We start from the raw sequence: 26,889 nt of genomic DNA on the forward strand, positions 1-26,889 counted from the left end.
TCGGGTTACGCCAGTACGGCCAAGCTGGCGCGCATCGGCCAATCATGTCCTGGCGGCCGCGATACGGTCGGCAGGCCTCGGGCTTCCTGCGTACCGAACCCTAATCGCGTCAGGCAGGCTCGCGCCAGGGCCGCATTGCTGTCGATGACGACCAATCCATTCACGTCGTTGAGGCTGGCGGCCACCACCGACAGTTCGGTGCAGCCGAGCAGGGCGGCATCGGCGCCGGTCGCTTGCGCGATGTCGAGCGCGCGCTCGGTTTCAACCGCCGCATCCGCGATCGAACCCGCCTTGACGAGGCTGATCGCGCTGTCGACGCACGCCTGAAATTCGGTGTTCGCGGGAAGGCAGATCTCAAATCCCGCCGCCGACATCCTGTCCTGATAGAAGCCGGAGGCCAGCGTGCCTTGGGTGGCGAGAACAGCAACCCGGCCCCGCTCCAGGCTACGACGCGTCTCCGCCACCACGGCGTCGCCGATATGGATGATTTCCGCGCGCGAATTCGCCGCCAGTTGGTCGTACCAATGATGGGCGGTGTTGCACGGCATCGCGACGCAGGCGACGCCGAGCGCATTGAGCGTCGCGACCGCGGCTTTCAAAGGCGCCAGCGGGCCGTCATGGCCGGCAAGGATGGCTTCGGTCCTGTCGGGCAGCTGCGGTACGCTGAGGATCACGGCAGGCACATGTTCGTTGTCTCTGAACGCCTGGGTCATCCGGGTCAATTTGAAGTAGAAGTCAGCCGATGCAAGCGGCCCGAGGCCGCCGATAATGCCGAGCTGGGGACGGATGCTGTCGTCGATCATCCGGCAGGCTCGGCTTCGAGCTGTCCCGAGACGGTTTCAGGCTGTGTCGCCTCCCTGTGGCTGGGAGCGATCATTGCCGTGCTCGCTGCGACGGTGCAGACGCTGGCCAGCGTCATGAACGTGTCCACGGCCGCATCCACCGCGACGAACAAAGCGAACGCCGCCTCGAAGGGAAGCTTCAGGTAGCCGCAGACGATGGACATCTGCGACAGGATGAGCAGGCTGCCCATGCCGCCGGTGGTGAGGGCGAGAAGCGCCGAGATGATGCCGACGAGCACGAGGTCGGGGACTGCAAGCGGATGGCCGTAGAGTTGGGCGATGAACAGCGCACCCGAAGTGTAGAGCAGCGCCGGGCCTGTACGCAGCAAAGCCGCCTGCAGCGGCACCAGCAGTTCCACGACCACCAGGCTGAACCGCAGGCGCTCGCTCAAAAGGTTGATGACCCACGGCAGCGAGGCGACCGTAGAGCGTGTGGTGATGGCCACCATGAGAAGGGGCTGGCAGGTCTTGATCGTCGTCCAGTAGCTTCGTCGCGACCGGATGGCGATAATGGCAAAGGCGCCGGCAACGAATATGAGGCAGGAAAGACCCATCACCAGCAGGTAACCGCCCATCAGCGTGAGCGGCTTGGTTCCGGTCGACGCGGTCTGGTCCGCGATCAGGATGAAGGTTGCAAAGGGCAACCCCCAGATGAACCAGTTGGTCAGCACCGTACAGGCCCTGTAGACCGCGTTGAGCGCCTGCGTCAGGCTCATGGACGAGGGCTGGGGAATCTTCCCCATCGCGAGCCCGAAAAGCAGGCAGAACAGCAGAACCTGGATGGTCTGTCCCGAGGCCAGCGCATTGAAGACGTTGTTCGGCACCAGGTCGAGCAGGATCGAATGCCCGGGATCCCCATTGGAGGGCGGCGGCTGGAACGGGAAGGCGAGATCGGTGGACACGCTGCCTTGCGAATTGATGAACTCGCCAAGCTCGATGCGCGACTGGGGATTCTCGATCTGGCCCGGCTGCAGGATCAGCGACAAGGTGCCGCTCACCAGCACGGCCAGGAACGACACGACCAGCACGGCCATACCCACCTTACCGAGGTAGCGGACCGATTTCGGGTCCTGGACCATCGCCGTGATGGAGAAGATGACCGATGAGACCAAATAGGGCAGGACGACCATCTTGAGGAAATTCAGGTAGAGTTGTGCGACAGGGCTGATCGCATGGGCAAAGTCTGGATAGTAGAGGCCGCACAGGATTCCTGCAGCAATCATCGCAATCGTCGTCACCGGCGATCGCAAGATACGCCTTGCCACGAGGCGCCAATCGAAAGGCAGGGGTCCGGCTACGTCGGAGATGGCCATTGTCAGGCTTTGCTCCCCAGGCGATAGCGGGCGATGATCTCGTCCGTGTTGAGAATCTGCTGACCCCGCGCGAGGTCGAGATACAGATCGACAAAGGCCGCGAGATGCGGATTGTCCGGCCGCACGCCGACTGCGATCGTATCGACCTTGTCGGTCAGCGTGATGGAGCGCGCTACGACTGTCATCGACGGATCGTCGACCATCAGCTTCTTGATCTCGAAATCATCGCGATAGGCCATGTCGATCGTCCCGTTTCGGATCGCATCGATGATCAGATCCCAGCTTGCCAAGCGATGGATTTGCGCATGTGGGAAAGTCGTGGCCGCATAAGTGGCGAAGGAAGAGCCCTCGATCACGCCGAGATCGCCTGAGAAATCACGGACAATCTGTTCTGGCGGCTTGCCTTGCGCGATACGCGCCAGGTTGAGGCGGTTGGCGATCAGCCCTTGCCGCAGCATGGCGTAGGGGCGGGAATAGATGATCGACCGGCCGCGCTGAAGCGTCCTGCTGAGCTTGCCAATCGCCATGTCGGCCTGTCCGGAACTGACCTGTCTGACGATATCGTCGAACGTTGCGGCGGATCGGTCGAACACCGGCTCGACGCCAAGCGCCGCGGCGATGCCGTGGGCCAGTTCCATGTCTATGCCATTGTCCCCCGATCCGTCGGCCGGGAAGAACGGATTGGAAGCGAAGGCCGGCATTGCGATGCGCAAGGCATCGCCGCTCGCGATCGGCTTTGGGGCGTTCTCCGCCTGCTGTCCTGGAGTGTTGGCCGCCCGGGCTTGCGAGATCAGCAACCCGCCGCTCCCGGCCGCAAGCAGTGTACGACGTGTAACCGGCATACGCGTTCTCAATTAGACCGGGAAAGCCAGCAAGATGCACAACCGACGTTAAACAAACGTATATATTACACTGGGCTTTTTTATGTATCGGATAAGCAGCTCAGAGCCACAAAATATTAGTATCGCCTAATGTAAAAGGAGTGGCGGAAGGCTCGCGTTACTTCCCGCCAGGCGATCAGTTGGCCCCTAGGCGATCAGCTGCACTGTCAAAACGTCTCTGCCCAGGGCCGCAGCTCAAGCTCCGAGCTCCAGGCGCTGCGATGCTGGCGATGGGTTGTAAGATAGGCCTCGGCGATGGCGTCCGGCGATAGACGGCGGTCCGGCCGGCCGGGATCGGCCACCTGTCCGGGCGGCTCGATCTGGCCGTCGATGATGAAGTGGGCGACGTGGATGTTCTGCGGAGCGAGCTCGCGGGCCATGGACTGCGCCAGGCCGCGCAGGCCGAATTTCGGCATGGCGAAGCCGGCTGAGCCGGGAAATCCCTTCACGCTGGCGGTGGCCCCGGTGAACAGGATCGATCCGGAACCCCGCGCAAGCAGCCGGCGCGCCGCCTGCTGGCCGACCAGGAAGCCGCCATAGGCGCCGACCAGCAATGCCTGTTTGACCGCTTCGGCATCGAGCTCGGCGATCGGTCCGCGGGTGCGCGCGCTGGCGTTGAACACTGCAAGCGCCAGCGGGCCGGCCTTGTCTGCGGTGTCGAACAGGCTGGCGACGGACGCGACGTCGGCAACATCCGTCTCGACGGCCAGCGCACCGGTTTCGTCGGTCAGAGCGCTGAGCTTCTCGACATTGCGGGCGGCCAGAACCACGCGAAAGCCTTCCCGGGTGAGAAGGCGCGCAAGCGAGGCGCTCAGACCAGCGCCGGCGCCTGCAATGACGGCCACATCGGATGCCATGATTTTTCACTCCTTGCGGATTTCGGCGGAAGCGTTCGCCAGATCAGGCAAGGTCGCGCCTTCGGGGCTGACAGGCAAGAGGTGGCATCTCGGCGGTTGTTGAGCCAGACGGCTGCAGAACCGACGTTGCGCGGTCCAGCATCGCCTGTGGCGCTACGAAGGCCGTTCGGTCTTCAGCACCGAGACCGCCACTTCGACAGTGGCAAGGCTTGGACCTTGCCCGCCAACCGGATTCATCCGACCGATATTTTGACGGTAGGATCGTCAGGCTTCGCAAAGCTATCGGTGATCTCATCGATGGGGACTGGAGCATGGTCCCGAAAAGTGGGAAACGGTTTTCGGAAAAGATCATGCTCAACGAGGAAACGACTATGGAACCAATCTGGGCCGTCGGCCTGATGACCGGCACGGTGCTGGACGGCAACATCGACGTCGCGCTGATCAAGACCGATGGCGAGCAGATCGAGGATTTCGGCACCTATCGGCTGATGCCCTATCCCGCGTCGATCCGCTCGCTGCTGGAAGAGACGCTGACGGAGGCGCGGGCGTGGAATTTCGTCGGGCCGGAGCCGGCGATCTTCCGCACCGCGGAGGATGCCCTGACACGCGCGCAATCGGCGGCCGTCAAGGAGTTGGTCGAAGGCTGTGGCATGACGATGGCCGATATCGGCATTGTCGGTTTTCACGGCCAGACCGTTCTGCATCGTGCGCCGCAGGTTGGACGGCTGGGCCAGACCCGGCAGCTCGGCGACGGTGAGCTGATGCATGCCATACTGGGCACCAAGGTCGCATACGATTTCCGCTCGGCCGACATGCGCGCCGGGGGGCAAGGCGCGCCGCTGGCCGCGGTCTATCACACCGCGCTGATGCGCAGCGCCGGTGCCAATGGCGAGGTCGCCGTACTCAACCTCGGCGGCGTCGCCAACATCACCTGGTGGGACGGCGCTGACAATGTCGTCGCCTTCGACACCGGCCCCGCCAACGCGCCACTCAACGATTTCATCAAGTCGAAGGCGCTCGGCGAGATGGACCGCGACGGCGCGCTTGGCCGGGCGGGAACGGTCGACGAGGCCCGGCTCGCCAAGCTGCTGCAGCACCCTTATCTGAGCAAAGCCTACCCGAAATCGCTGGATCGTTTCGACTTCGGTGCCGCGATGGCGGACGGCCTGAATGCAGAGGATGGTGCAGCCTTGCTCACCGCGTTCACCGCCGGCGCCGTCGGCAAGGCACTCGACCTCTTACCAAGCCGGCCTAAAAAGCTGGTGGTCAGCGGCGGAGGTCGCCATAATCCGACCATGATGGCGATGCTGGCCAGCCGCGCCGGCGTCGAGGTGGTGCAGGCCGAGAGCCTGGGCTGGAGCGGCGACGCGGTGGAGGCGGAATGCTTTGCCTTCCTCGCGGTTCGCGTGCTGCGCGGGCTGCCGATCAGTTTTCCGAGCACGACCGGCGCACCGCGGCCGATGCAGGGCGGAAAACTCGCCGGTTAAGCCAGTTTCTTCTGCAGGAAGATGCGGCTGCGGCCGACGGGGAAGTCGGCAAGTGTTCCAAAGGGCTGATAACCCTGGCGCTGATAGACCTTGGCGGCATTCGGATTGAAGGTGTCGATCCAGGCGTTTTGACAGCCGCGCGCCACCGCTTCATGTTCGGCCGCGTCCAGCATCTTGCCGGCCATGCGCTGGCCACGCAGCCGCTCATCCACCCAGAGCCATTGCACATAAAGCCATCCCCAGGCGGTGTAGCCGGAAATGCCGGCGACGACCGCGCCGGCGTCGTCGCGCACGAACACCGCAAGCGCATGCCTTTCGGACGCGCCGACATCGCCGTCGTTGAACGCCGTCAGCCTTTCGCTGAGAAAAGTGAGGTCTTGCGGCGAGGGATTTGCCGTCGTTTCCAGTGTCGTGTTCATCGCTTTTCCGAGATGGGTTGCGTATCGGCATCGCCGCCATTGCGAAATTCGGACGCGGCAATGCCGTAGCGCTTGAGCTTGTCATAAAAGGTCTTACGCGGCACGCCGAGCGCGTCGATGGCGCCGCGCACGTCGCCGCCATGGTCGCGCAGCGCATCGCGGATCAGTTGCGCCTCATAGTGGCCGACCCGTTCGGGCAATGCTGCCGCAGGCTCCGGCGAATGCGCGCGAACCGTTTTCGTCTCCTCGTCCGGGCCGAGACCGAGCGCGACGCGATCGGCGAAATGGGCGAGCTCGCGCACATTGCCCGGCCAGTCATGCGACTGGAGATGATCGCTGACGGCTGCATTCACCTTGGCGACAGGCCGGCCAAACCGTTCGGCCGCCTTGCCGAGGAAATGCCCGAACAGCATCGGGATATCGCCGCGGCGTTCACGTAGCGGCGGAATGCGCAGCGTCACCACGTTGAGGCGAAAATACAGATCCTCGCGAAAATCGCCGCGCTGGTCCGGCCGCCCGAGATCGACTTTGGTCGCCGCGACGACCCTGAGATCGATGCGCCGGATCTCGTTCGAGCCAAGCGGCGTGAGGCTGCGCGTTTCGAGCACCCGCAGCAGCTTGACCTGGAGCGCAGGCGGCATGGATTCGATCTCGTCGAGAAACAGCGTGCCGCCGCTGGAATGCTCGATGCTGCCAATCCGCCGCCGCTGCGCGCCGGTGAACGCGCCCGCCTCGTGGCCGAACAACTCGCTCTCTATGACCGTCTCCGGCAGAGCGCCGCAATTCAGCGCGACGAAGGGTTTTGCGCGCCGCCGCCCCCATCGGTGCAGGAGGTCCGCCACCACTTCCTTGCCGGTTCCCGTTTCTCCTTCCACCAGCACATCGACATCCATGTCGGCGATCTGGCGCAAGGTCTCGCGCAACCGTTTGATGGCAGGCGCCTCGCCGATCAGCGGCAGGCCGTCGGCAGCCACTGCCGCGGCTTCGCGCAGCCGCCGGTTCTCCATCACCAGCCGCCGCTTCTCACTCGCCCGTTTCAGCGCCTCGACAAGGCGATCGCCGGCATAGGGTTTCGGGATGAAATCGTAGACGCCGTCCTTGAGCGCGGCCACCGCGAGATCGACGTCGCCATGCCCGGTGACCAGGATCACGGGTATATCCGGATCGATCGCCTTGATGCGATCGAACAGCTGCAGACCATTCATGCCCGGCATGCGGATATCGCTGACGACGACGCCCTCGAAATTCCTGTCGACGACGGCAAGTGCTGCCTCGGCGGCGTCGAGTGCGACCACCGTGAAGCCGGCAAGCTCGAGCAATTGCGTGGTGGCGTGAAGGAGGTCCGCATCGTCGTCGACGAGCGCGACCAGCCCTGATCCGTCTGTCATTCAATTCGCCTCAAATCGATGGTGAAGGATGCGCCGCTGCCATTGCCGGGATCGAGCCGCAGCGTGCCGCCCAATTCCTGGGCGATCTCCTGCGAGATCACCAGCCCCAGGCCAAGCCCCTTCTCCTTGGTGGTCTGGAACGGCATGAACAGATTGCCAGCCGCCTCCGGACCAAGGCCGGGTCCATTGTCGCGCACCGAAATCAGCACCCTGTCGTCGCGCTCGGCAAGTTCGATCTCGATGCGGGGATCGGGCTGGTCCTTCATCGCGTCCAATGCATTTTGCAAAAGATTGACCAGGATCTGCTCCAGCCGGATGCGGCTCGCCATGACCACCGGCGAGGCATTGCCGCGCGGCCTGACGATGGTGACGCCGGAATCGCGTATGCGGCCTGACAGCAGCGACAGCGCGCCGTCGATCGCCTCGCGCACCGGCAGCGGCGAAGCGGCGACGCCCGGCCGGCGGGCGAAAGTGCGCAAGGTGCCGGTGATCGCGCCGATGCGTTCGGTCATCGAAACGATCGATGTCAGATTGCCGCTGGCCGATCCGGTCTTGCCGCTGTCCAGAAAACGACCTGCATTCTCGGCATAGGTGCGGATGGCGGCGACCGGCTGGTTGATCTCATGCGCCACGCCGGCGGCGATCTGGCCGAGGATGGAAAGCCGGTTGGCCTGGGCGAGATCGTCGCGCAATCGGCGGACCTTGGCTTCGGCATTCTCGCGCTCGGCGATTTCGCCGGCAAGTGCGGTGTTGGAGCGCGTCAGCTCGGCCGTTCGCGTGCTGACCCGGCTTTCCAGTTCGACATTCATGCGCGCCAGCGCTTCCTGCCTTAGCCTGCGCGTTCGCCGGCGCCGGGTCAGCACGTAGGCAAGCAGGCCTAGAAGCAGCAAGCCCAGGAGCGTGGTCAGGCGCGCCGTATTGGCGGCCGAGGAGAGAGCAGCGTCGGCGGGCGTCAGCAGCCACAGACGCCAGCCTGGGACTGCACCGGGCAAATCCTGCACCACCTCGACGAACTGGCGTGGTTTTCCGGCGTTGTCGATCGTCGCCAGGCCATCGCCGGCGCCGCGTCTGAACGGCAGCGGCTCGAAGGCAGCATCGGCCAATTGCAGTTGCTCATGGGCGGCGGCCACGTCCTCGGCCGACAGTGGTGCCAGCGCACGAAACCGCCAGTCGGGCTGGCTGGTGGCCAGCACGACGCCTCGTTCATCGGTGACAAAGACAAGGAAACCGCTGGAACGCCAATTTGCCTCGACGCCGTCGAGCTCGACCTTCAACACCGCAACGCCAAGCGGCTTGCCGTTATCGTCGACGCGGCTCGAAAGGTAGAGTCCCGGCCGTCCGCTGATCGTGCCGAGGCCATATTGGCTGGCAGCACCTTTCGCCATCGCCTCCTGAAAATAGTGCCGGAAATTATAGTCGATGCCGACAAAGCTGGTCGGTTCGCCGGCATTGCTGGCTGATATGGCGATGCCTGCCGTATCGATGACATAGATGGCGGAGGCCGAGGCATCGCCGGCAATCGCCTTGAGCTTGTCGTTGAGGGCCGCTTCTTGCATCTTCCCGGCCCGGCGCAGCGCGCCCCGCACAGCATCGTCGCGGGCCAGCACCAAGGGAACCAGGCGCTGCTTTTCGATTTCGCCGGTCAGCGTTCCCGCCGCCAGCGGCAGAGCGGCAAGTGCTGTGTCGCGCAGATTGTCGGCCGCCTGGCCGGAGGCGATGCGCCCGGCGATGGCGATCGCGCCAGCCAGGACGGCAAGGGCTGCGACCACGGCAAGCCAGCGGCCATCGCGCAGCCGGGCCACCGCCTCGCGCAGCAACTCACGGCCGGCAAACCCTTGGGATTCGCTATCGGTGCCTGCCTGCGGCGTCTGCCCTCTCCCTTTTCTTCGCGGCTTTCCGGTCAGTGTAATGCGAAAATCCGCCCAGGCAAACGCCACTTGTGCGGAAATCCGCACAAGTATTGTCCGCGCGACCTCTGACAAAGGCGGAAATCCGCGATTCCGGCCTTTCCCCGATCTGGCACGACGCTTGCAAAACTGCTTTCAGCGGCGTGCGACCGGAGCGCCGCGATGGGAGAAGTCACGCAGGCGATCCGTTTTCGCCCATCCGGCCAGGGAGAGTTCGATGCACATCGCAGACCAATCAGGCGCGCTTGCCGCGCAGCGCAAACCTTTCTATGCCCAACTCTACGTGCAGGTGCTCGTCGCGATCACCGTCGGCATCCTGCTCGGCCATTTCTATCCGTCGGTCGGCGAGAGCATGAAGCCGCTCGGCGACGCCTTCATCAAGCTGGTCAAGATGATCATCGCCCCGGTCATCTTCCTGACCGTGGCAACGGGCATTGCCGGCATGAGCGACCTGCAGAAGGTCGGGCGTGTTGCCGGCAAGGCGATGCTCTATTTCCTCACCTTTTCGACGTTGGCGCTGATCATCGGCCTTGTCGTCGCCAATGTCGTGCAGCCGGGCGCCGGCTTCAACATCGACCCGGCGACGCTCGACGCCTCGACCGTCAACACCTACGCCGCCAAGGCGCACGATCAGTCGGTCACCGGGTTCCTGATGAACATCATCCCGTCGACCATCGTCGGCGCCTTCGCCGACGGCGACATCCTGCAGGTGCTGTTCTTCTCGGTGCTGTTCGGCATCGCGCTGGCGCTGGTCGGCGACAAGGGCATGCCCGTGCTCAACTTCCTGCAGGCACTGACGACGCCGATCTTCAAGCTGGTCAGCGTGCTGATGAAGGCCGCCCCCATCGGTGCCTTCGGCGCCATGGCATTCACCATCGGCAAATACGGCATCGGCGCGGTCATCAATCTCGCCATGCTGGTCGGCACCTTCTACGTGACGTCGTTCCTGTTCGTGTTCATCGTGCTGGGTGCGGTCTGCCGCTACAACGGCTTCTCCATCCTGTCGCTGATCCGCTACATCAAGGAAGAGCTGCTTTTGGTGCTGGGCACCTCCTCGTCGGAGGCCGCCCTGCCCTCGCTGATGGAAAAGATGGAGAAGGCCGGCGCCAAGCGCTCGGTGGTCGGCCTGGTCATCCCGACCGGCTATTCCTTCAACCTCGACGGCACCAACATCTACATGACCTTGGCGGCGCTGTTCATCGCACAGGCGACCAACATCCACCTGTCGATGGGTGACCAGATCCTGCTGCTGCTGGTGGCCATGCTCTCGTCCAAGGGTGCCGCCGGCATCACCGGAGCGGGCTTCATCACCCTTGCCGCCACGCTGTCGGTGGTTCCGGCGGTGCCGGTCGCCGGTATGGCGCTGATCCTCGGCGTCGACCGCTTCATGTCGGAATGCCGGGCGCTGACCAACTTCGTTGGCAATGCCGTCGCCACGCTGGTGGTGGCGCGCTGGGAAGGCGAACTCGACGAGGCCAAGCTGGCGAGGGCGCTGGCGGGCACGGCTGACGACAGCCTGCCGGCGGATGTCGTCCCCGCCGAGTAACCACGTGTGGCTTATGCGTAAAAGGCCGGAGGCATGCTGCCTCCGGCCTTTGTCATGCAGTCGCACGTCAGACGGTGCCGATCTTGCTCAGTGGTGTGTCCGGATATGTGCTTGGGCCGACAGGCATGCGGGCTGCCAAAGTGCCCTCGTCGTCGAACAGCACAAGGCTGGCGGCGCCGACGAGCCCAGCATGGCGGCCGAGCTGTGCTGGAACGACCGGTACGTCGCGATAGGCGCGCATGGCCCGCTGCCTGATGGTTGCCTCGATGGTCGGCGCCATCAGGTCGAGCCCATTGGCGATGCCGCCGCCGACGACCAGCACATCGGGCGAATAGAGATGTAACAGGTTGGTGAAGCCGACGCCCAGCCAGCGGGCTTCCTCGTCCAGCAAGGCCGAGGCAAGATCGTCGCGCAGCCGTGCCGCCTCGACGACATGGCGGCCGGTCACCTCCGCATCCGCTGACAGGCGCCGCAAGGCAGAGCCGTCGCCGGCCGCCGTGGCGGCGCTGGCGCGGCGGCCGAGCGCGGTTCCCGAAGCGATGGCCTCGAAGCAGCCGATGACGCCGCACACGCAACGCTCGCCCTCATTGGTGATGGTCATGTGACCGATCTCGGCGGCAAGGCCACGGCGGCCATGCAGGATGCGCCCATCGACGACGACACCGCCGCCGATGCCGGTCGACACCGTGACAAAGACCAGCGAGCGAGCGCCATGGCCGGCGCCGAAGCGCCATTCGCCGAGCGCCGCGGCATTGGCGTCGTTCTCCAGACGGACCGGCAGGCCGAGCCGCCGCTCGAGGATGTCGGCAAGCGGTACATCCAGCCAGCCGGTGAGTGTCGGCGGGCCGACGGCGATGCCGGCCAGCGGATCAAGCGGTCCCGGCGCACCGACACCGACGCCGACGACCGACAGTGCCGGGGCTTCGGCATGGACGGTCGCCGCCAGCGCCTCGATCTGGCCGATCACCACGTCTGGACCGGCCTGCGCCTGCGTCGGCACCGCCGCGAATGCCAGGATCTTGCCTTCGCGGTCGACCAAGGCGGCGCGAAGCTCCGTCCCGCCAAGATCGATCGCAAGGGCGGCTTCCGTTGTCATGCCGCGACCTTCAAGCCGCGCAGCCAGCCGATGCGGCCGGCGAGGTCCTTGTCACCGAAGGCGAGCGAACCGAGAACCACGGTTTCGGCGCCGGCGGCACGCAGCAGCGGCACGGTCTCGTGGCGGATGCCGCCGTCGGCGGCCAGAACCACTTGCACCTCACGGCCGGCCTTTCTCAGGATAGCGCGGGTAGCGCCCAGCCTGTCGCAGGCCTTGTCCGACAGGCTCTGTCCCTTGACGCCGATTGCGGTTCCAAGAAGCGTTACGAAGGCGACTTCCGGGACGAAGGCCGTCACCGCTTCCACAGGCGTCTCCAGCCTGAGCACGACGCCCGCCTCGGCGCCGAGCTCCCGCGCCAGCCGCACGGCGCGCAATCCCGCTTCGCCATTCTCGGCATGGACGCTGATCATGTCGGCGCCGGCTTCGATGAACTGGCGCGTCTGCGCCTCGACGATTGCTTCATCGACCATCAGGTGGACGTGGATGGGTTTCGCCGTCAGCCCGGCGATGCGGGCAACGAGGTCGGGGAAGAACAGGAAGGACGGGGCGAAATGACCGTCCGCCACATCGATATGATGAAGATCGACATAGGGTTCGATGCGCTTCAAGTCGTTCTCGAAATTGGCAAGATTGGCAGACCAGAGCGAGAATTCGGCGATCATGCGATCGCGTGGCAGTTCGGCGATGGCGGCCGGGCCGGAGAGAGATTTCGAGATCATGATTGGTCCTGGTTGTCAAAATTTGTGTTGAGAAAGCTGCCGATGGCGGCGCGGATTTCGGCGAAATGACGCTCCTTGTCGGTGGCCTTCGGCGTCACCTCGACAAAGGCGGCATTGGGGATGGTGTCTGCAAGGCTGCGCGCGGTGGCCAGCGGATGGACGAGATCGATGCCGCTGCCGATGACGAGTGTCGGGAGCGCGAGGCCGGCGGCCGCTGCCCGCGTCACGCCGGGCCCATCGTTTGCGATTGCTCGCATCACCTCGGCGAAAACATTCGCGTTCTCGCGCGCAAAAAAGCCAAGCAAGGACGCGAGATTGTCCGGCGCTTCGGTGCGAAACCATGTGGCAGTCGCGGAGGCCGCGAAGGCATCGCGCGCGTCATCCAGCGGACGGCTGAGGATGAGCTCCGCCACTTCCACGTAAGGGCGCATGTTTTGCGGTGCCGCGTCGAAAGCCCAGGCAGGGCGAACAAGCACGAGACCTGTGACCCTATCCGGGTGCCGGGCCGCAAGCCGCAAGGCGATGGCCGCGCCCATCGAGATGCCGCCGGCGACGAAACGGTCGAGGCCGACCGCATCTGCGGCGGCCAGCACGTCGTCGGCGAACATCGCGATCGAAAACGGGCGATTGCTGCCGGCGTCGGAACCGCCCTGCGCTCGGCATTCGACGGTCAGCCGGCGGTATGAAGGGCCATCGGGAAAGTTCTGCGCCACCTGCGCCGCATCACCGCCGAGGCCATGCTGGAAGACGACGGGAGGCCTGCCCTGCCCCGTGTCGAAGACACGAAGCGATGCATCGTCGCGAAGCAGGATCGCCGGCGCGGCGCCCATCAGAGGAGTCCCCGCAGAAAGGCTGCGACGCCGGGGGCTTCATCGGCGGACAGCCCGTGGGTGACGAGCGATCCGTCGAAGCCCGCTGCCTTCAGCCGTGAAACAAAATGCGGAAAATCGACGATGCCTTGTCCGGCGGTGGCAAAGCGGCCGTCACCAGAGCGATCCTTGGCGTGCGCCATGGCGATATGGCCGGCAGCCTCGTCGATCGCGGCGGCGACGATGGCGCGCGCTTCGTGTTGCGTCGCGTGCTCGAACAGGTTCGCCGGATCGAGCACGATCTTCAGATGCTTCGATCCCATTTCGGCGATCAGCCTGGTCGCGTCCCTGGCCGAGGTAACGATGTTGGCCTGCTCGGGCTCGATGCCGAGATCGACGCCGGCGTCTTCGGCAAGCGCCAGCGCTTTCTCCATCTCGGCGGCCATGTCGGACCAGGCGGCCGGCGTGCTATTGTCGGGATGATACGCCCATTGATCGGCGGCATTGCGCGAGCCGGTGCAGAGCGTGACCAGCGGAATACCGAGGGCCGCCGCCGTCTCGATGACGACGGCAAGACGGCGAAGACCATCGTCGCGCACAGCCTTGTCGGGATGCGCCATGTTGTAGGTGCCCGACAGCGCGGCCAGCGAAACGCCTGACGATCGCACTGCGGCACGGACGGAAGCGATGGCATCCGCCGGCACGACATCCGGCATCGACGGCAGGCCGGCGCAGGCGAGATTGAACTGCGTCGTCTCATAGCCAGCCTGCTTAACCGCCGTCAGCACGGCAGCCGGCTCTGTGCCGGCAAATGTCTTGGCGAAAATGCCGAGACGCATCAGACCGCTCCCGAAACCGAGGCGAGTTCGACCCGTTCACCTGTCTCGACCGAACGCGCGATGGCGACCATGGCGCGGATCGAGGCGATACCGTCCTCGACATTGGCGCCGCGCATCGGCGTGCCGGTGAGCACGGTGTCGGCAAGACCTTCGAGCTGGCGGCGGAAGAAATGGCCGTCGGCGCCGAGCGGCTTGTGGGCGGTGGCGGTCTTCTCGTAAAAGATCTCGACCTCGCTGGCGCGGAAGTACCAGGGGTTGAAGGTTTTCGCGATGACGGAGCCGTTCTCGCCATAGAGCTGAAAACCTTCGTGCCAGTCCATGCGCACGGCAACCGTCAGGTCGAGATGGCCGAGCGCGCCGCTGGCGAATTCGGTCTCGACGAACCAGCAATAGGCGCCGAAGCGTTCGTTGAGGCGGGCGCGCACGGCAACGATTTCGCCGCACAGGAAACGCGCCGTATCGACGAGATGCGAGCCGTGCGCCAGCATGAAATATTGCCTGAGATCAGCCTTGGGATTGCCGGTCGGCTTCTTCGCCAGCTTGCTGGTGACCGGCAGCGGCTGAATGGCATCGGTGTTGGTGTAGCGATGGGTGGAATCGCAGTACCAGGCCTTCAGCGCCAGCACCTCGCCGATCTCGTCGCGCACGAAGTCGCGCGCCGCCTCCAGCGCCGGGTCGAAGCGCTTCATATGCCCGACCTGCAGCACCTTGCCCGAGCGCCTGACCGCCTGGGCCAGCGCCTCGCCTTCCTCCACCGAGGTGCCGATCGGCTTTTCGCACAGGACATGCTTTCCCGCATCGAGCGCCTTGATCGACATCGGCACGTGATAGGCGTCCGACGTGGCGACGATCACCGCTTCCAGTTCGGGATCGGCGAGCATGGCGTCGTAGTCGGCATACATCTTTTGCGGCTCGTAGGTGGCGCCCATGCGGGCGAGCAGATCGGGTGCCGCGTCGCAGATGGCGTAGAGGTCGGCATTCCCAGCCTTCACGCAGGATTGCAGATGCGCGAACTGCGCGATGGGGCCGCAGCCGAGCACACCGACCCTGAGGCGTCTGTCCTGTTTCTTGATCATCGTCTCGTTCTTCAGGCGCCCAAGCTGCGCATTGTCTGGCGGTTGGTTTTTACCGCGCCGGCGGGATCCGCGGCGGCCGTTTCGGATTCCTCCTCCAGCACCAGCCAGCCATTGAAGCGCGGTGCGGTGTTGGCGATCTCGATCACCGCCGGCGTGTCGCAGACGCCCTTGCCGAGCATGGCCCAGGTGCCGTTGGCATCGACGTCCTTGAGGTGGATGTAGCGGATGCGGTCGCGGTAGGTGCGCAGCGTATCGGACATGTCGTTGTGGCCGCGCAGTATATGGCCGGTATCCGGTACCCAGCCGACCAGGTCGGGGTCGAGCAAGGCAAAGATCGCATCGTAATCGGCGCGGTCGAACAGCAGCGTGTTGTGGTGCGAGCTGGGATGCACCGCAACCTGGACCCCGGCCTTGCGTCCGATCTCGCCGGCGTTGTTGTAGACATCGGCCGCGATGGCGAACTTATCCTCACGCGGCCCGTCGGACACCACCGTCGCCGAGCCCATCGAGACCAGCGCGCCCGGGAACGCAGCCGCGAAGCCGATCCAGCGTTTGGCGGTCTCGAGATCGTCGCCGATCTTCTCCTTCAGCGTAAAGCCACTGTTCGAGCCAAAGGCGAAAGAAACCAGCGTCAGCCCCGACGTCTTCAGCGCGGCGGCGAACTCCTCCGGCTTGTCGCCATAATGTCCGATCATGGTGTCGGTGATCTCGATGCCGGCATAGCCACCGTCAGAGATCGCCCTCAGCAGATCGTCGGGGCCGCCGGTGAACCGGTCTCCCAGCATTTCCCAGGTGAAGGTCTGGCAGCCGACTTTGAGGTCTTTCACGTTCATCCTTTCAATCCTTGATACCGCTTATTGATTGATGCCACCCTGCGTCGCCGTGGGATGAACATCCTACTTGACCGAGCCCGCGGTCATGCCGGCGAGGAAGTACCTCTGGGCAACGAGGTAGATGAGCAAGAGCGGTAGCGAGCCGAGCACGCTCATCGCCATCATCTGGTTCCATTCGAAGGCATGCTGCCCCATCAACAGCTGGATGCCGATCGGGACCGTGCGCATGGACGTCGACTTCGTCAGCGTCAGCGCAAAGAGAAATTCGTTCCAGCACAACAGGAAGGTGTAGACCGACGTCGCCACGATACCAGGCAGTGAAATCGGGACAATCACCCGCCAAAGCGCGGTCCAGCTGCTGCCGCCGTCGACAGCCACGGCTTCATCGAGATCGCGGGGCAAGGTGTTCAGATATCCCGTCATCAGCAGGATCGCGTAGGGCAGCGTAAACACCAGGTAGGTCAGGATCAGCGCGACGTAGGTATCGAAGATACCGTATGAGACGACAAGCCCGAAGAAGGGGATCAAAAGTGTGATCGGCGGAATCGTCTGCGTGCTGATGATGATTGTGTTCAGGCTGCCCTTGCCGCGGAAATTGAAGCGGCTGAACCCGTAGGCCGCCAGCAAGGCGATCAGCACCGTCAGCACGGTCACCGCTCCCGCCACGAAATAGCTGTTGAAGAAGAAGCGCAGCTTTACCGGGTCGCCAAGGATGGCTGCATACGCTTCCAGCGTGAACGCCTTTGGCAGGATGGTTGGTGGCAGGGCAAAGATTTCGGTATTCGATTTGAACGAGCTGCTCAGCATCCAGTAGATCGGGAATGCCGCGAAAAAGAGCCCTGCTGCAAGCGCTACATGGAGCGCCACGGTGATCAGCCTGTCTTTCGGCGTGTGCCTTTTCCTCATGGTGATTACCGAGCCTTTTGATAGCGAATATAGAACAGCGTCAGGCCGAGAGAGATCAGCAGGATGACCACGGCGCTGGCCGAAGCCTGCGACAGGTTGTAGCTCGAAAATGCCAGCTTGTACGTGTAGGTGCTGAGGACCTCGGTCGAGTAGATCGGGCCACCGCCCGTCGTTATCCAGATTAGCGGGAAGACCTGCATGGTCCAGATGAAGTCGAGCAGCGAGATGCTGATGATGATCGGCATCAGCTGCGGAATGGTGATGAAGATCAGCTTCTGGTAGGCTTTCGCCCCGTCGATATCGGCGGCCTCGTAGAAATCCTTGGGAATGCCCTGCAAACCCGCGAGCAAACTGACCATGAAGAGCGGGTAGCCCGCCCAGATATTGGCAAAAGTGACTGCATGCAGCGCGGTCTCAGGCGAGGAAAACCATTCGACCTTGGAACCTATGATGCCGATTTGCATGAGAATACTGTTCACGACACCGTTCGGCTCAAGCAGGAGGCGCCAGATCACGGCGATGATCACCGCGGTGAACAGCCAGGGCAGTATGTAGAGCACGCGCAGAATATTGCGCAGCGTCGGATTGATGCGGTCGCTGTTCAGCATGAGCGCGAAGACCATGCCGATGGTCATGTGGAAAATGACACTCATGCATGTGAAGTAGAGCGTGTGCCACAGCGAAGCCCAGAACACGGGGTCGTCGAAGATCGCCTGGTAGTGCTTCAGTCCGGCAAAGGATGGGTCACGACGCAGCACCGCGCTGTTCTGGAACGAGTAGGCAATCACCGTCACCATCGGCAGCAGCATCAGGAGCCCGATTATGAGCAGCGAGGGCGACAGATAGAGGTAGGGTGCGACCGCTCGTTTGAGCTTGTGGTGGGAGCGCTTTTGCCGGGTCATGTGCCAACCTTGGGATACGCCTTCAAGGGAAGGTAAGCTTTCAAAAACAAGTCCACTCAGAATGCCGATCCGTTGTTGCCGGGTGGCCTGCCCGAAGTCAGGTCACCCGGTCGAAGACAGCAAACGGGAACAGGCCGATCAGAATTTCGCCATCCAGCCCTTCTGAGCGGCGGCGGCTGCTTGTTCCGGAGACTGCTCGCCGGCGAGCATCTTCTGGGCTTGCACGTCGAACTGGGTCATCAGGTCTTCAGCCACCGGCAGGCCCGTGAACTCATTGGCGAGATGACCGGTCTTGAAGATTTCAAAAGCCTTGCCGAAAGCCTTGTCCGAGGTCACGAAATCGGGCTTGGCGTTGACGTTGCCCGGGAACGCGTTTGCAAGCGACACGAGCTTGGCGTTGACCTTTTCACTCATCAGATACTGGACGAGTTTCCAGGCCTCTTCCTGATGTTTCGAAGCCGCAGAGATGCCGATGCCCCAGGAGGCATAGGGAAGGCCGCGCTTGCCGGTATAGTTTTCCACGACAGGGACCGGGATGAGGTCGAAGTTCAGCTTGGGATTGCGCTTGCGGATGAGGTTCACATGCGCGAGCGAGTCGATCATCATCCCGACGCGGTTGTTGACGAACTCCTCGACCTTTTCCTGCTCGGTCTTGGTGGCGATGCCGGGCGAGATGGTGCCGGCGTCATTGAGTGATTTGACGAAAGTGAGCATATCCACCACCGGTTTGCCCTCAAGGTCCGGCTTGCCGCTCGCCATCATCGACTGGCCCGAAGCCCAAACCCACGACATCATGTCGTTCTGGACGCCGGATGGCGTTTGCAGCGACAGGGGCAGCACCCAGCCATACTGGTTCTGGTCGGCGTGCGTCATCTTCTTGGCGGCTTCGAGAAACTCCGCACGGGTCGACGGCAGCTTGGTCACGCCCGCCTTGGCGGCGAGGTCCAAATTCACGAAGACCGGATAGACGAACGAAGCCACGGGAAACATCACGGCCTTGCCGTCCACCTTGATGATATCCGCGACCTGGCTCTTGTCGAAACCGCTCGCATCCATCATCGGATTCATGTCGGCGAGTGCACCCTGCGCATTCAGATTGTTCACCCAGGCGCCGTCGAGACCGACGACGTCGCTGAGCGTTCCGGTTGCAGCACCAACCGAGATCTGGTCTCGCGTGGTGGCGTAGGGGCCGCTGACCAGCGTCACCTTGATTCCGGGGTTTGCCGCCTCGAACTCGTCCATAATTGACCTGAGCGAGCCAGCCGGCAATTCGGGCTCCCACCATTGGGTGAATTCCAGCGTCGTATCCGCCATGGCGCCGGTTGCGCCAAGCAACCATGCGGCCGCGGCCATTTTCAGCATCGCGGATTTAATACGAAACGTCATTTTCTCCTCCTTCTTTATATTCGCCCGCACAATGCGGCCGATCGTCTGATTATTCAGAAGTCTTCTTACGCAGGCGCCTCACCCTCGCCCGCGGGTCTCATCGCTGATATTCAGATTGCCAGATGCGTCTCGGGGTCGAAGAAATGGAGCTTGGCATCATCCAGGGCCAAGCTGATTTCCGAGCCGGAGCGGACTGTGCTGACCGGTTCGAATTTCGCCACCGCATTCGACGCCAGGCCGAAATCCTGCACCGCGTCAGGGTCGCCGGAGTCCACCCGGACCGCATCGATGTTGAGATGGACGATTTGTTCGGATCCGAGTTCTTCGATCGAGGTCACCTTTGCCGGAATCGTCTGATACTTGCGGCCCGATTCGAGACTGCTGTCATAGAGATCCTCCGGTCGTATCCCGAACACGACCTTGCGCCCCGCATACGACCTCAAGCCCGGCCTGCGCACGAAGGCTGCATCCTGCAGCCGGATGGCCAAGGCGCCGGACATCAGTTCGTCGCCCGTCAGGGTTGCCTCGAAAAGATTCATCGAAGGAGACCCGATGAAGCCGGCAACGAAAGCGTTCACCGGCGATTCATAGAGTCTCTTGGGTGCGTCGACCTGCTGCAGCACGCCGCCTTTCAACACCGCGACCCTGTCGCCCATCGTCATGGCTTCGGTTTGGTCGTGGGTCACATATATGGTCGTTACGCCGAGCTGCTTTTGCAGACTGGTGATTTCGGCGCGCATTTGAACACGCAGTTTCGCGTCCAGATTGGAAAGGGGTTCGTCCATGAGAAAGGCTGCCGGCTCGCGCACCATGGCGCGGCCCATGGCAACCCTTTGACGCTGTCCGCCTGAAAGGTTCGCGGGTTTGCTGTCCAGCAGAGACGTCAGTTGAAGGGTTTTGGCGATCTCGTCCACGCGCTTTTTGCGCTCGGCCTTCGGCTTGCCTGCCAGCCGCATCGAAAAGCCGATGTTTTCGAACACAGTCATATGCGGATAGAGGGCGTAGCTCTGGAAGACCATCGCGATGTCGCGATCCTTGGGCGGCATGTCGACGACGTCGACCCCGCCGATCCGGAGGCTGCCGCTGGTGACGTCCTCCAATCCCGCGATCATCCGCAACGCGGTGGATTTGCCACAGCCGGACGGCCCGACGAGAATCAAGAACTCGCCGTCCTTGACCGACAGGTTCAATTGGTCGATTGCGTGAAAATTGTTCCCGTATGTCTTGCAGATATTCTCAAGAACGACTTCTGCCATATTCCTCCCTCCACAAGTCTAAGCCATTGATTCTTATGATTGTCCTCGGCTTACGCTCACCTGCGAAATTTTTCCTCGGATAGTTCAGGCTATGTTCCGGTATCAAGCCGCGCATATTTCAGTTCGACTGCCGACGGCGCGTTCGTCGATGCCAGGAGTTCCTTGACCTGGTCGTCGGTCGGAAGCGCCTCGCGCCCGCCCCGCCCCGTTATCGAAAGGGCCGCCGCCGCGGCCGCGAATGCGACCCGGCCTGCGGTGTCGGCCCCGCGCGTCAAGGCAAGGGCATAGGCGCCATGAAAGCAGTCACCGGCGCCGGTCGAGTCGACGACGGCAACCCGGTGCGGAGGCAGGTGCCAGAGCCCTGTCTCGTCGCGTCCGCGATAGAAGACGCCTCTGCCGCCATCCGTCAGAACCACGGCGGACCGCGACGGCAACCACAATGCGTCGAGTATCTCGGCCGGAGCCTGGCGGCCGGTGGCGGTCCGCGCGAAACCGAGCGGAAGAATGAGATGGTCGCAGAGCCCGATCAGTCTCTCGGTGGCCGGGCCGTGGCTCCATTCGACATCGCCGAGGATCGCAAGGCCGAGATCGCGAGCCCGAGCCACGACATCCAGCGACTCGATCCCGTAACTGTCGACGATCAGGACAGTCGCGCGGCTGAGAACCTCGTCCGGAAAGTCCGGCGCGGTGCCCAGCATCGCTTCGTCGTCATACGCGATGAACCGCTCCCCATCCGAACCGACGGTGATCCGCGAGCGCACCGGGCGCGCGTGCGGGTGGCGCGGCGCGAACGCGGTTTCAACGCCGCTCGCAACGAGATCGCACAACACGGCGTCGTCGGCGGCACTGCCCAGCCATCCGACGAACCCGGCGCTTCCGCCGAGCCGCGCGACGGCGGCAAGTGCCGTCGCGACGTTTCCCCCGAAAGCCCGGGCACTTTGCAAAACCTTCCCCTTGCCCGCCGACAACGGCTGATCGACATAGACGATGTCGTCGATCGCAATAGCTCCGAAGCCGAGGATTGAAGGGACGGCGGGCATCGTTCAGGCACCCGCCTTCGCCAAGGCGTCTTGCGCCGAAAGGCCGTCATGGATGACGCCCCGAAAGGCGATCGCTGCCTTTTCCGGATCGCCGTGCCCCCAGAGATTGCGGCCCACCACGGCACCGCGCGCGCCGGCACGGATGGCGTCCGCCGTCTGCTGAAGGGCGCCGAGCAGCGTGTCGGTCTTCGGACCTCCGGCGATCACAACCGGCACCGGGCAGGTCCGAACGGTCTCTCGAAACGACTCGAAATCGCCCGTGTAACCGATCTTGATCACATCGACGCCGGACTCGTAGCCGATGCGTGCCGCATAGGCGATCTCGTCGGGGGTGAAGACGATTTTTGCCCCGTCGGTGAAATCGCGAGGGTAGATATGCGCCACCACCGGCATGCCGTAACGAGCCGCCGCGTTCACCGAATCGGTCAGCCAGCGTATGTATTTTCCCTCGGTCGCGCCACGCACCGGAATGGCCACGGCCAACGCATCGGCGCCGGCGCGCACCGCATCCTCGGGCGTTGCAATCAGTTCACTGATGCGATCGTCTGGGGTGAAGCAGCCGGCCTGGATCACCAGGGAAGCCTTGCCCGCATATTGCGGCCACAGATGGCGCGCGGTGCCAGGCTGGATGCTGACGTAGTCGGGTTTGCCTACCATGACGCGTGCAAGCGCACCCGGCAGGTCGGCAAGACCTCCTTTGCGCACGTCGCCATAGCCGACAAAGTGGTCGACCGCGCCGCCAAAAAGATTCCCCGATGGATGTGAGAAGAGGCGCGCCAGGCGCACCTTGGTTCCGAGGCTCATGAGTCCAAAACTCTCCAATTGATTGATTTCAAAATCCTGGACCCAGTGTTTGCGAAAGAAATAACAAATGCAATCTTTCGAAAGCTTTCGAATTCCCCTATTTTCGGTAGAGTGAACCGAGGCCAGGGCGATCGCTTGGCGCATGGAGGCAAGGACAGGCCAATGTTGTCAGAGCAGAGACGCCAATCGATCCTGGGTGAAGTGCAACGCAGCGGACAGGTTCGCATCAAGGACCTGTCAGATGATTTTGGCGTGTCGGAAGTCACGGTGCGCTCCGACCTCGAGATACTGGATCGCAAGGGACTGCTGACCAAGACCCGCGGAGGCGCGGTGACCCGGACCACGGATTCGACCACGGCCGCGTTCGCCCGGCGGATGCAAACAAACCTCGATGCAAAGAAACGCATCGCCCGGGCAGCGATAGACCTGTTCGAGGACAACCAATCAGTCATCTTCGATGGCGGCTCGACATTGATGCAGGTTGCCATGCTGTTACCGCCGCTCAGCAATGTCGTGGTCGCGGCCACGGCGATGAATATCGTGCAGCATCTGATGCATCGGCCCGGGCTCGACGTTCACATGATCGGCGGCCGGGTCTACCCGGACACGGTAAGCACGCTGATCACCGATGCCGACACGGCTCTCGGCGGCTTGGTAGCGCATCAGGTCTTTGTTGGAGCGCATGCGATTGACTCGTCACTGGATGTGGTCGACGTGAACGAAGACATGGCGCGAACCAAGCGAAACCTCGTGCGCATGGCCCGGCGCGTTGTCCTCCTTGCGGATTCGAGCAAATGGGGCGTCAGCGGAACCTCCAAGGCCTTTTCGCTGTCGAGCGTCGATGTCGTGATCACCGACGATGGCCTGTCCGGCCCAATACGCAGCCAGCTTGATAGGACAGGGGCCAAGGTGATCTATGCCTGACCCCGTCGAGGTCCCTGGCCGCGGCGGAAATATCCGATGCGCGCATGACCCACGGCATCCGCATCGGCGGTCGGCCGTTTTTTCATGTCGGTCATTTTCTCCTCCCAGGACTGGCAGCCTCCCGATATCGCGCCAGCATTTTCGCATGTTGTATAAAAATTTTACGCGCGTCAATATTTAAAATGTTGTATAGCCCTTTGCGAAGGCGATCCGTTACTTCTGGGCGGATTCGGCAGACGGTGACCGCGTTGGGAGGTACGATCGAAAATGCACGGGATATCAACGACGAAACTCGGGATCGGCGTCATCGGATGCGGCAATATCTCGATGACCTATCTGCGCAATGCCGCTCTCTTCGGCGGCATCGAGTTGCGCGCCTGCGCCGATATCTCGGCCGACATGACGGCGCTGCGGGCGAAGGAATATGGCATACGGGCACTCGGCGTCGATGCACTGCTGGCCGATCCCGAGATCGATCTCGTCCTCAACCTGACCATTCCGGCGGCGCATTTCGACATTTCGTTTGCCGCCCTTTCGGCCGGCAAGCACGTCTTCACCGAAAAGCCGCTCGCCACCTCGGCGGCCGATGGACGGCGCCTGGTCGACGAGGCGCGGTCGCGCGGGCTGCTGCTCGGCTCGGCGCCCGACACCTTCCTTGGTGCAGCCGGACGCCGCGCCCGCCGGCTGATGGATGACGGCGCCATCGGCCGCCCGGTCACCGGCACCGCCTTCATGATGGGCCGCGGCATGGAGCACTGGCACCCCAACCCGCAGTTCTACTACCAGCCAGGCGGTGGCCCGGTGTTCGACATGGGCCCCTACTATCTGACCATGCTGGTCAATCTGCTCGGCCCGGTCGAACGCGTCATGGCGATGGCGACGCGCGGCCAGGAGGAGCGGCTGATCACTGCCGAAGGGCCATTCAAGAACACCACATTCAAGGTCGGCACGCCGACCAATGTGCTGTCGCTGCTGGAGTTCCGCTCCGGCGCAACCGTCACCTTCGGCGCCTCGTGGGATGTCTTTCGCCACTCCAACCATCCGATCGAACTGCACGGCACGGAAGGCTCGCTGCGCCTGCCCGACCCCGACACGTTCGGCGGCACCGTGTCGCTGTCGAAACGCGGCACCGACTGGAGGGATTTCGCCAGCGAAGGCGAACTCTATGGCGCCCGCAACTGGCCTTATGCGGCGCCCGATCGCGCCAATTACCGCATGCTCGGCGTCGCCGATCTGGTGCGCTCGCTTCAGACCGGCAACACGCCACGCGCCTCCGGCAATCTGGCGCTGCATGTACTGGAGATCATGGAGGCTATCCTGCGCTCCGGTGAAACACAGGGCTCGGTCGCCATCGCGGGCGATGTCGTCCAGCCGGCCCTGCTGACCGAGGAAGAGGCGAGCGATCTGCTGGCCTGAGGGTATGATCATGACGCTCGATCCGGATGCGCTGCGCGTCCTCGACATGGCTCGTGCAGCCGGCGGCAAGCCATTCGAGACCGGCAGCGTGGCGGCGGCGCGAGCTGCCTACAACGCCTCGTTCCCGACGCTGCAAGGTGAGCATGAGCCGGTCGCGACGACCTTTGAACAGCAGATCGACGGGCCGAACGGCCCCATCACTGTCCGCATCCATCGCGGCATCGACGCACTGCCGAGCGGGGCGCCGGCGCTGCTCTATCTGCATGGCGGCGGCTGGGTCATCGGCAATCTCGATTCACATGACGAGATCTGCCGCCTGATGGCCAATCTCGGCAACGCCGTCATTGTCTGCCCCGACTATCGCCTGGCCCCGGAGCACAAATTTCCCGCCGGGCTCGAGGATTGCCTGGCGACACTTCGCTTCATGGCCGAGAATGCCGTCGATCTGGGCATCGACAAGGTGCGCATTGGTGTTGCCGGCGACAGCGCCGGCGGCAATCTTGCCGCAGTGCTGGCGCTGCTCGCACGCGATGGGCTCGCTCCACCACTTGCGACGCAGATCCTGATCTATCCCAACACCGACGCGCGGCAGACATCGGACAGCTACCGGCGTTTCGGCGACGGCTTCGGCCTTACCGCGACGACCATGGCATGGTTCCGCGACCATTATGTGCGAACGCCCGACGATATCATGGACTGGCGCGTCTCGCCCTTGCTGGCGCCTGATCTTGCCGGCGTCGCGCCGGCATTCGTGGGGCTTGCCGGCTGTGACATCCTGGCCGACGAAGGGGCAGCCTATGCGGCGTGCCTGCAGGCCGCGGGCGTGTCTGTGATCCTGCGGCAATGGCCGGGCCAGATCCATGGCTTCGTCTCGATGGGACGCCATATTCCCGCCGCCCGGCAAGCGGTGGTCGAGGCGGTGACGGCCTGGCGCCACTTCGAGGGATCGACGTCGACCGGTTAGGCCGACTGACGCATCACCAGGGTGGCACCGAGCTTGACGGTGCGCGCCATGCCCTGCTTCGGCGGATCGGCCTCGTCCAGCAGGGCCAGCAGGATCTCGACGCTGCGGCCGGCCATGGCGGTGAAATCCTGCGCCATGGTGGTCAGCGCCGGACAGGTGTAGCGGCTCAGCGGATGGTCGTCGTGGGCGGCAACGCGCAGATCGCAATCGGGCCTGCGGCCGACCTTCAGGCCGCGCGAGTACGCGGCCGCCATTACGCCAAAGGCGAGACGATCGTTGGCGCACAGGATGGTGCGGCCAGGCAAGGTCCCGGCCTCCAGCATTTTTTCCGTCTGCTCGTAGCCGATGCGTTCGAAGTCCCAGGTGTAATCGCGCGCGGCCTCGATGACGGCCGGCTTGAAGCCGGCGGTCTCCATCGCGACGATGTAGCTCTCCTGGCGTTCGCCGGAGTTGTGGTTGACATGTGGGATGTCGAGATAGACCGGCGGTTCGCCCGAGCGACAGAGATAGTCGACGATGGTCGACACGCTCTGCCGGTTGTCGTTGCCGACGAACGGCGTATCGCCCTCGATATAGGTGTCGAAATAGACGATCGGAATGTCCTGCCCGAGCTTGTCGAAGACGCTGCGGTCGGAGGCCAGGCCGAGCGGGGCGATGATCGCGCCAGCCACCTTCAGCGACAGCAGCGTCCTGACCGACTCCGCTTCCAGCTTCGGCGAGCCATGCGAGGAGATGACGATCGGCCAGTAGCCTTCGTCGCGGCAACGAAATTCGATGCGGCTGACCATCTCGGCGTAGAAAGGATCGGTGATCGTCGGCACGACGATGCCGATGTTGCGGGTGCGCTTGCGGTTGAGATTGCGGGCGAAAAGGTTCGGCTGATAGTCCGAGGAACGCAGGGCGGCTTCGATGCGCGCCCGCGTCGCCGGCTTCACGCTCGCCGGATCGTCGAAATATTTGGACAGCGTCGGGCGCGACACGCCGCATGCCTGGGCGAAGTCGTCCATCGTGCGGTGCGTCTTCTCCGCCATCGATATGTTCCTGATCCCCTGCCAACGATCGGCCCCGCCCACAGTCATGCGGCCGTTGACCGGATGCGACAATGCTCGACGGAACTTATTCAGTCAATTTTCACAGTTCCCATTAGAATGCAAAAAGATTGCGTGCGTCAAATTATTTGTTAACGCTTTAAACCTGATGGCGTCAGTTCGACGAGGATAGGCTGCAGAAGCTTGCCGCTCAGCCCTCGGCTACGGGCCTGCTTGCCAAATGTCGCCAT

Annotated in this window: 25 protein-coding genes; 5 read left to right on the forward strand and 20 right to left on the reverse strand. The window is 63.4% G+C overall.

The window, feature by feature from the left end:
* Positions 1–5: 5 nt before the first annotated feature.
* The 4 genes from EN990_RS02895 to EN990_RS02910 all read right to left on the reverse strand — a co-directional run bounded on the left by EN990_RS02895 (position 6) and on the right by EN990_RS02910 (position 3,893).
* The gene (locus EN990_RS02895; protein WP_127369438.1) at positions 6–803 is read right to left on the reverse strand and encodes an amino acid racemase; all 798 of its coding nucleotides are present in this window, start codon (positions 801–803) and stop codon (positions 6–8) included.
* Positions 800–2,065, reverse strand: a complete 1,266-nt coding sequence (locus EN990_RS02900; RefSeq protein WP_245461024.1) for a cation:dicarboxylase symporter family transporter — start codon at positions 2,063–2,065, stop codon at positions 800–802. Before EN990_RS02900 ends, EN990_RS02895 begins: the two co-directional genes overlap by 4 nt.
* Before the next feature lie 92 nt (positions 2,066–2,157).
* A complete protein-coding gene (locus tag EN990_RS02905) occupies positions 2,158–2,997 on the reverse strand; it encodes a transporter substrate-binding domain-containing protein (RefSeq protein ID WP_164753666.1) in 840 nt (279 codons plus the stop codon).
* A 206-nt stretch (positions 2,998–3,203) separates the two neighbouring features.
* Complete coding sequence (locus EN990_RS02910; RefSeq protein WP_024502571.1) at positions 3,204–3,893, reverse strand: SDR family NAD(P)-dependent oxidoreductase; 690 nt, start codon at positions 3,891–3,893, stop codon at positions 3,204–3,206.
* 371 nt (positions 3,894–4,264) lie between these two features.
* On the opposite strand from EN990_RS02910, the gene EN990_RS02915 reads away from it, so the two are divergent.
* Positions 4,265–5,380, forward strand: a complete 1,116-nt coding sequence (locus tag EN990_RS02915; RefSeq protein WP_127369954.1) for an anhydro-N-acetylmuramic acid kinase — start codon at positions 4,265–4,267, stop codon at positions 5,378–5,380.
* Here the strand turns inward: EN990_RS02915 and EN990_RS02920 are convergent.
* The 3 genes from EN990_RS02920 to EN990_RS02930 are packed head-to-tail and all read right to left on the reverse strand — an operon-like array spanning position 5,377 to position 9,142.
* Positions 5,377–5,799, reverse strand: coding sequence for a GNAT family N-acetyltransferase (locus tag EN990_RS02920; protein ID WP_127369953.1), 423 nt, complete (start codon positions 5,797–5,799; stop codon positions 5,377–5,379). The two genes, EN990_RS02915 and EN990_RS02920, sit on opposite strands and share 4 nt — an antisense overlap.
* Entirely contained in the window at positions 5,796–7,187 is a 1,392-nt protein-coding gene (locus EN990_RS02925) for a sigma-54 dependent transcriptional regulator (RefSeq protein WP_127384991.1), read from the reverse strand. The genes EN990_RS02920 and EN990_RS02925 overlap by 4 nt, the downstream gene beginning before the upstream one ends.
* Positions 7,184–9,142: a sensor histidine kinase gene (locus tag EN990_RS02930; protein WP_063171603.1), complete on the reverse strand. Its 1,959-nt coding sequence runs from the start codon at positions 9,140–9,142 to the stop codon at positions 7,184–7,186. The genes EN990_RS02925 and EN990_RS02930 overlap by 4 nt, the downstream gene beginning before the upstream one ends.
* 169 nt (positions 9,143–9,311) lie before the next feature.
* Between EN990_RS02930 and EN990_RS02935 the strand changes: the two genes are divergently transcribed.
* Positions 9,312–10,640, forward strand: a complete 1,329-nt coding sequence (locus EN990_RS02935) for a dicarboxylate/amino acid:cation symporter (RefSeq protein ID WP_127370168.1) — start codon at positions 9,312–9,314, stop codon at positions 10,638–10,640.
* Between the two features lie 67 nt (positions 10,641–10,707).
* Here the strand turns inward: EN990_RS02935 and EN990_RS02940 are convergent, their stop codons facing one another.
* From EN990_RS02940 to EN990_RS02995, 12 genes are all read right to left on the reverse strand, one after another.
* A complete protein-coding gene (locus EN990_RS02940) occupies positions 10,708–11,736 on the reverse strand; it encodes an ROK family protein (RefSeq protein ID WP_027163865.1) in 1,029 nt (342 codons plus the stop codon).
* Positions 11,733–12,455 carry a ribulose-phosphate 3-epimerase gene (locus EN990_RS02945; protein WP_127370510.1) on the reverse strand — a complete coding sequence of 241 codons (723 nt, stop codon included), beginning with the start codon at positions 12,453–12,455 and terminating at the stop codon, positions 11,733–11,735. The genes EN990_RS02940 and EN990_RS02945 overlap by 4 nt, the downstream gene beginning before the upstream one ends.
* Positions 12,452–13,285, reverse strand: a complete 834-nt coding sequence (locus EN990_RS02950; protein WP_127384990.1) for an alpha/beta hydrolase — start codon at positions 13,283–13,285, stop codon at positions 12,452–12,454. The genes EN990_RS02945 and EN990_RS02950 overlap by 4 nt, the downstream gene beginning before the upstream one ends.
* Positions 13,285–14,103, reverse strand: a complete 819-nt coding sequence (locus tag EN990_RS02955; protein WP_127384989.1) for a sugar phosphate isomerase/epimerase — start codon at positions 14,101–14,103, stop codon at positions 13,285–13,287. The genes EN990_RS02950 and EN990_RS02955 overlap by 1 nt, the downstream gene beginning before the upstream one ends.
* Positions 14,103–15,179, reverse strand: a complete 1,077-nt coding sequence (locus EN990_RS02960; protein ID WP_127369156.1) for a Gfo/Idh/MocA family oxidoreductase — start codon at positions 15,177–15,179, stop codon at positions 14,103–14,105. Before EN990_RS02960 ends, EN990_RS02955 begins: the two co-directional genes overlap by 1 nt.
* Positions 15,180–15,190: 11 nt before the next feature.
* Entirely contained in the window at positions 15,191–16,012 is an 822-nt protein-coding gene (locus EN990_RS02965; protein ID WP_127369155.1) for a sugar phosphate isomerase/epimerase, read from the reverse strand.
* Positions 16,013–16,075: 63 nt separating this feature from the next.
* Positions 16,076–16,918, reverse strand: coding sequence for a carbohydrate ABC transporter permease (locus tag EN990_RS02970; protein WP_013532946.1), 843 nt, complete (start codon positions 16,916–16,918; stop codon positions 16,076–16,078).
* A 5-nt stretch (positions 16,919–16,923) separates the two neighbouring features.
* Positions 16,924–17,820, reverse strand: a complete 897-nt coding sequence (locus EN990_RS02975) for a sugar ABC transporter permease (protein WP_023764771.1) — start codon at positions 17,818–17,820, stop codon at positions 16,924–16,926.
* 138 nt (positions 17,821–17,958) lie between these two features.
* Positions 17,959–19,206, reverse strand: a complete 1,248-nt coding sequence (locus EN990_RS02980) for a sugar ABC transporter substrate-binding protein (protein ID WP_127369154.1) — start codon at positions 19,204–19,206, stop codon at positions 17,959–17,961.
* A gap of 110 nt (positions 19,207–19,316) precedes the next feature.
* Entirely contained in the window at positions 19,317–20,462 is a 1,146-nt protein-coding gene (locus EN990_RS02985) for an ABC transporter ATP-binding protein (protein ID WP_063167588.1), read from the reverse strand.
* A gap of 89 nt (positions 20,463–20,551) precedes the next feature.
* Positions 20,552–21,502, reverse strand: coding sequence for a PfkB family carbohydrate kinase (locus tag EN990_RS02990; protein WP_027163873.1), 951 nt, complete (start codon positions 21,500–21,502; stop codon positions 20,552–20,554).
* Positions 21,503–21,505: 3 nt separating this feature from the next.
* Positions 21,506–22,306: a class I fructose-bisphosphate aldolase gene (locus tag EN990_RS02995; protein ID WP_023756676.1), complete on the reverse strand. Its 801-nt coding sequence runs from the start codon at positions 22,304–22,306 to the stop codon at positions 21,506–21,508.
* 162 nt (positions 22,307–22,468) lie between these two features.
* Between EN990_RS02995 and EN990_RS03000 the strand changes: the two genes are divergently transcribed.
* From EN990_RS03000 to EN990_RS03010, 3 genes are all read left to right on the forward strand, one after another.
* Entirely contained in the window at positions 22,469–23,230 is a 762-nt protein-coding gene (locus tag EN990_RS03000; protein WP_013532952.1) for a DeoR/GlpR family DNA-binding transcription regulator, read from the forward strand.
* Positions 23,231–23,497: 267 nt separating this feature from the next.
* Positions 23,498–24,646 (forward strand): Gfo/Idh/MocA family oxidoreductase, encoded by a 1,149-nt coding sequence (locus EN990_RS03005; RefSeq protein ID WP_013532953.1) that lies wholly within the window; start codon positions 23,498–23,500, stop codon positions 24,644–24,646.
* 10 nt (positions 24,647–24,656) lie between these two features.
* Positions 24,657–25,610 (forward strand): alpha/beta hydrolase, encoded by a 954-nt coding sequence (locus tag EN990_RS03010; protein ID WP_127370402.1) that lies wholly within the window; start codon positions 24,657–24,659, stop codon positions 25,608–25,610.
* On the opposite strand, the gene EN990_RS03015 is transcribed toward EN990_RS03010, so the two are convergent.
* Positions 25,607–26,641 (reverse strand): LacI family DNA-binding transcriptional regulator, encoded by a 1,035-nt coding sequence (locus EN990_RS03015; protein ID WP_063173610.1) that lies wholly within the window; start codon positions 26,639–26,641, stop codon positions 25,607–25,609. The two genes, EN990_RS03010 and EN990_RS03015, sit on opposite strands and share 4 nt — an antisense overlap.
* Positions 26,642–26,889: the final 248 nt, after the last annotated feature.

Origin of the sequence: Mesorhizobium sp. M7A.F.Ca.US.005.03.1.1, assembly GCF_003997975.1 — a bacterium.
GTDB classification, from domain to species: Bacteria; Pseudomonadota; Alphaproteobacteria; order Rhizobiales; family Rhizobiaceae; genus Mesorhizobium; species Mesorhizobium ciceri.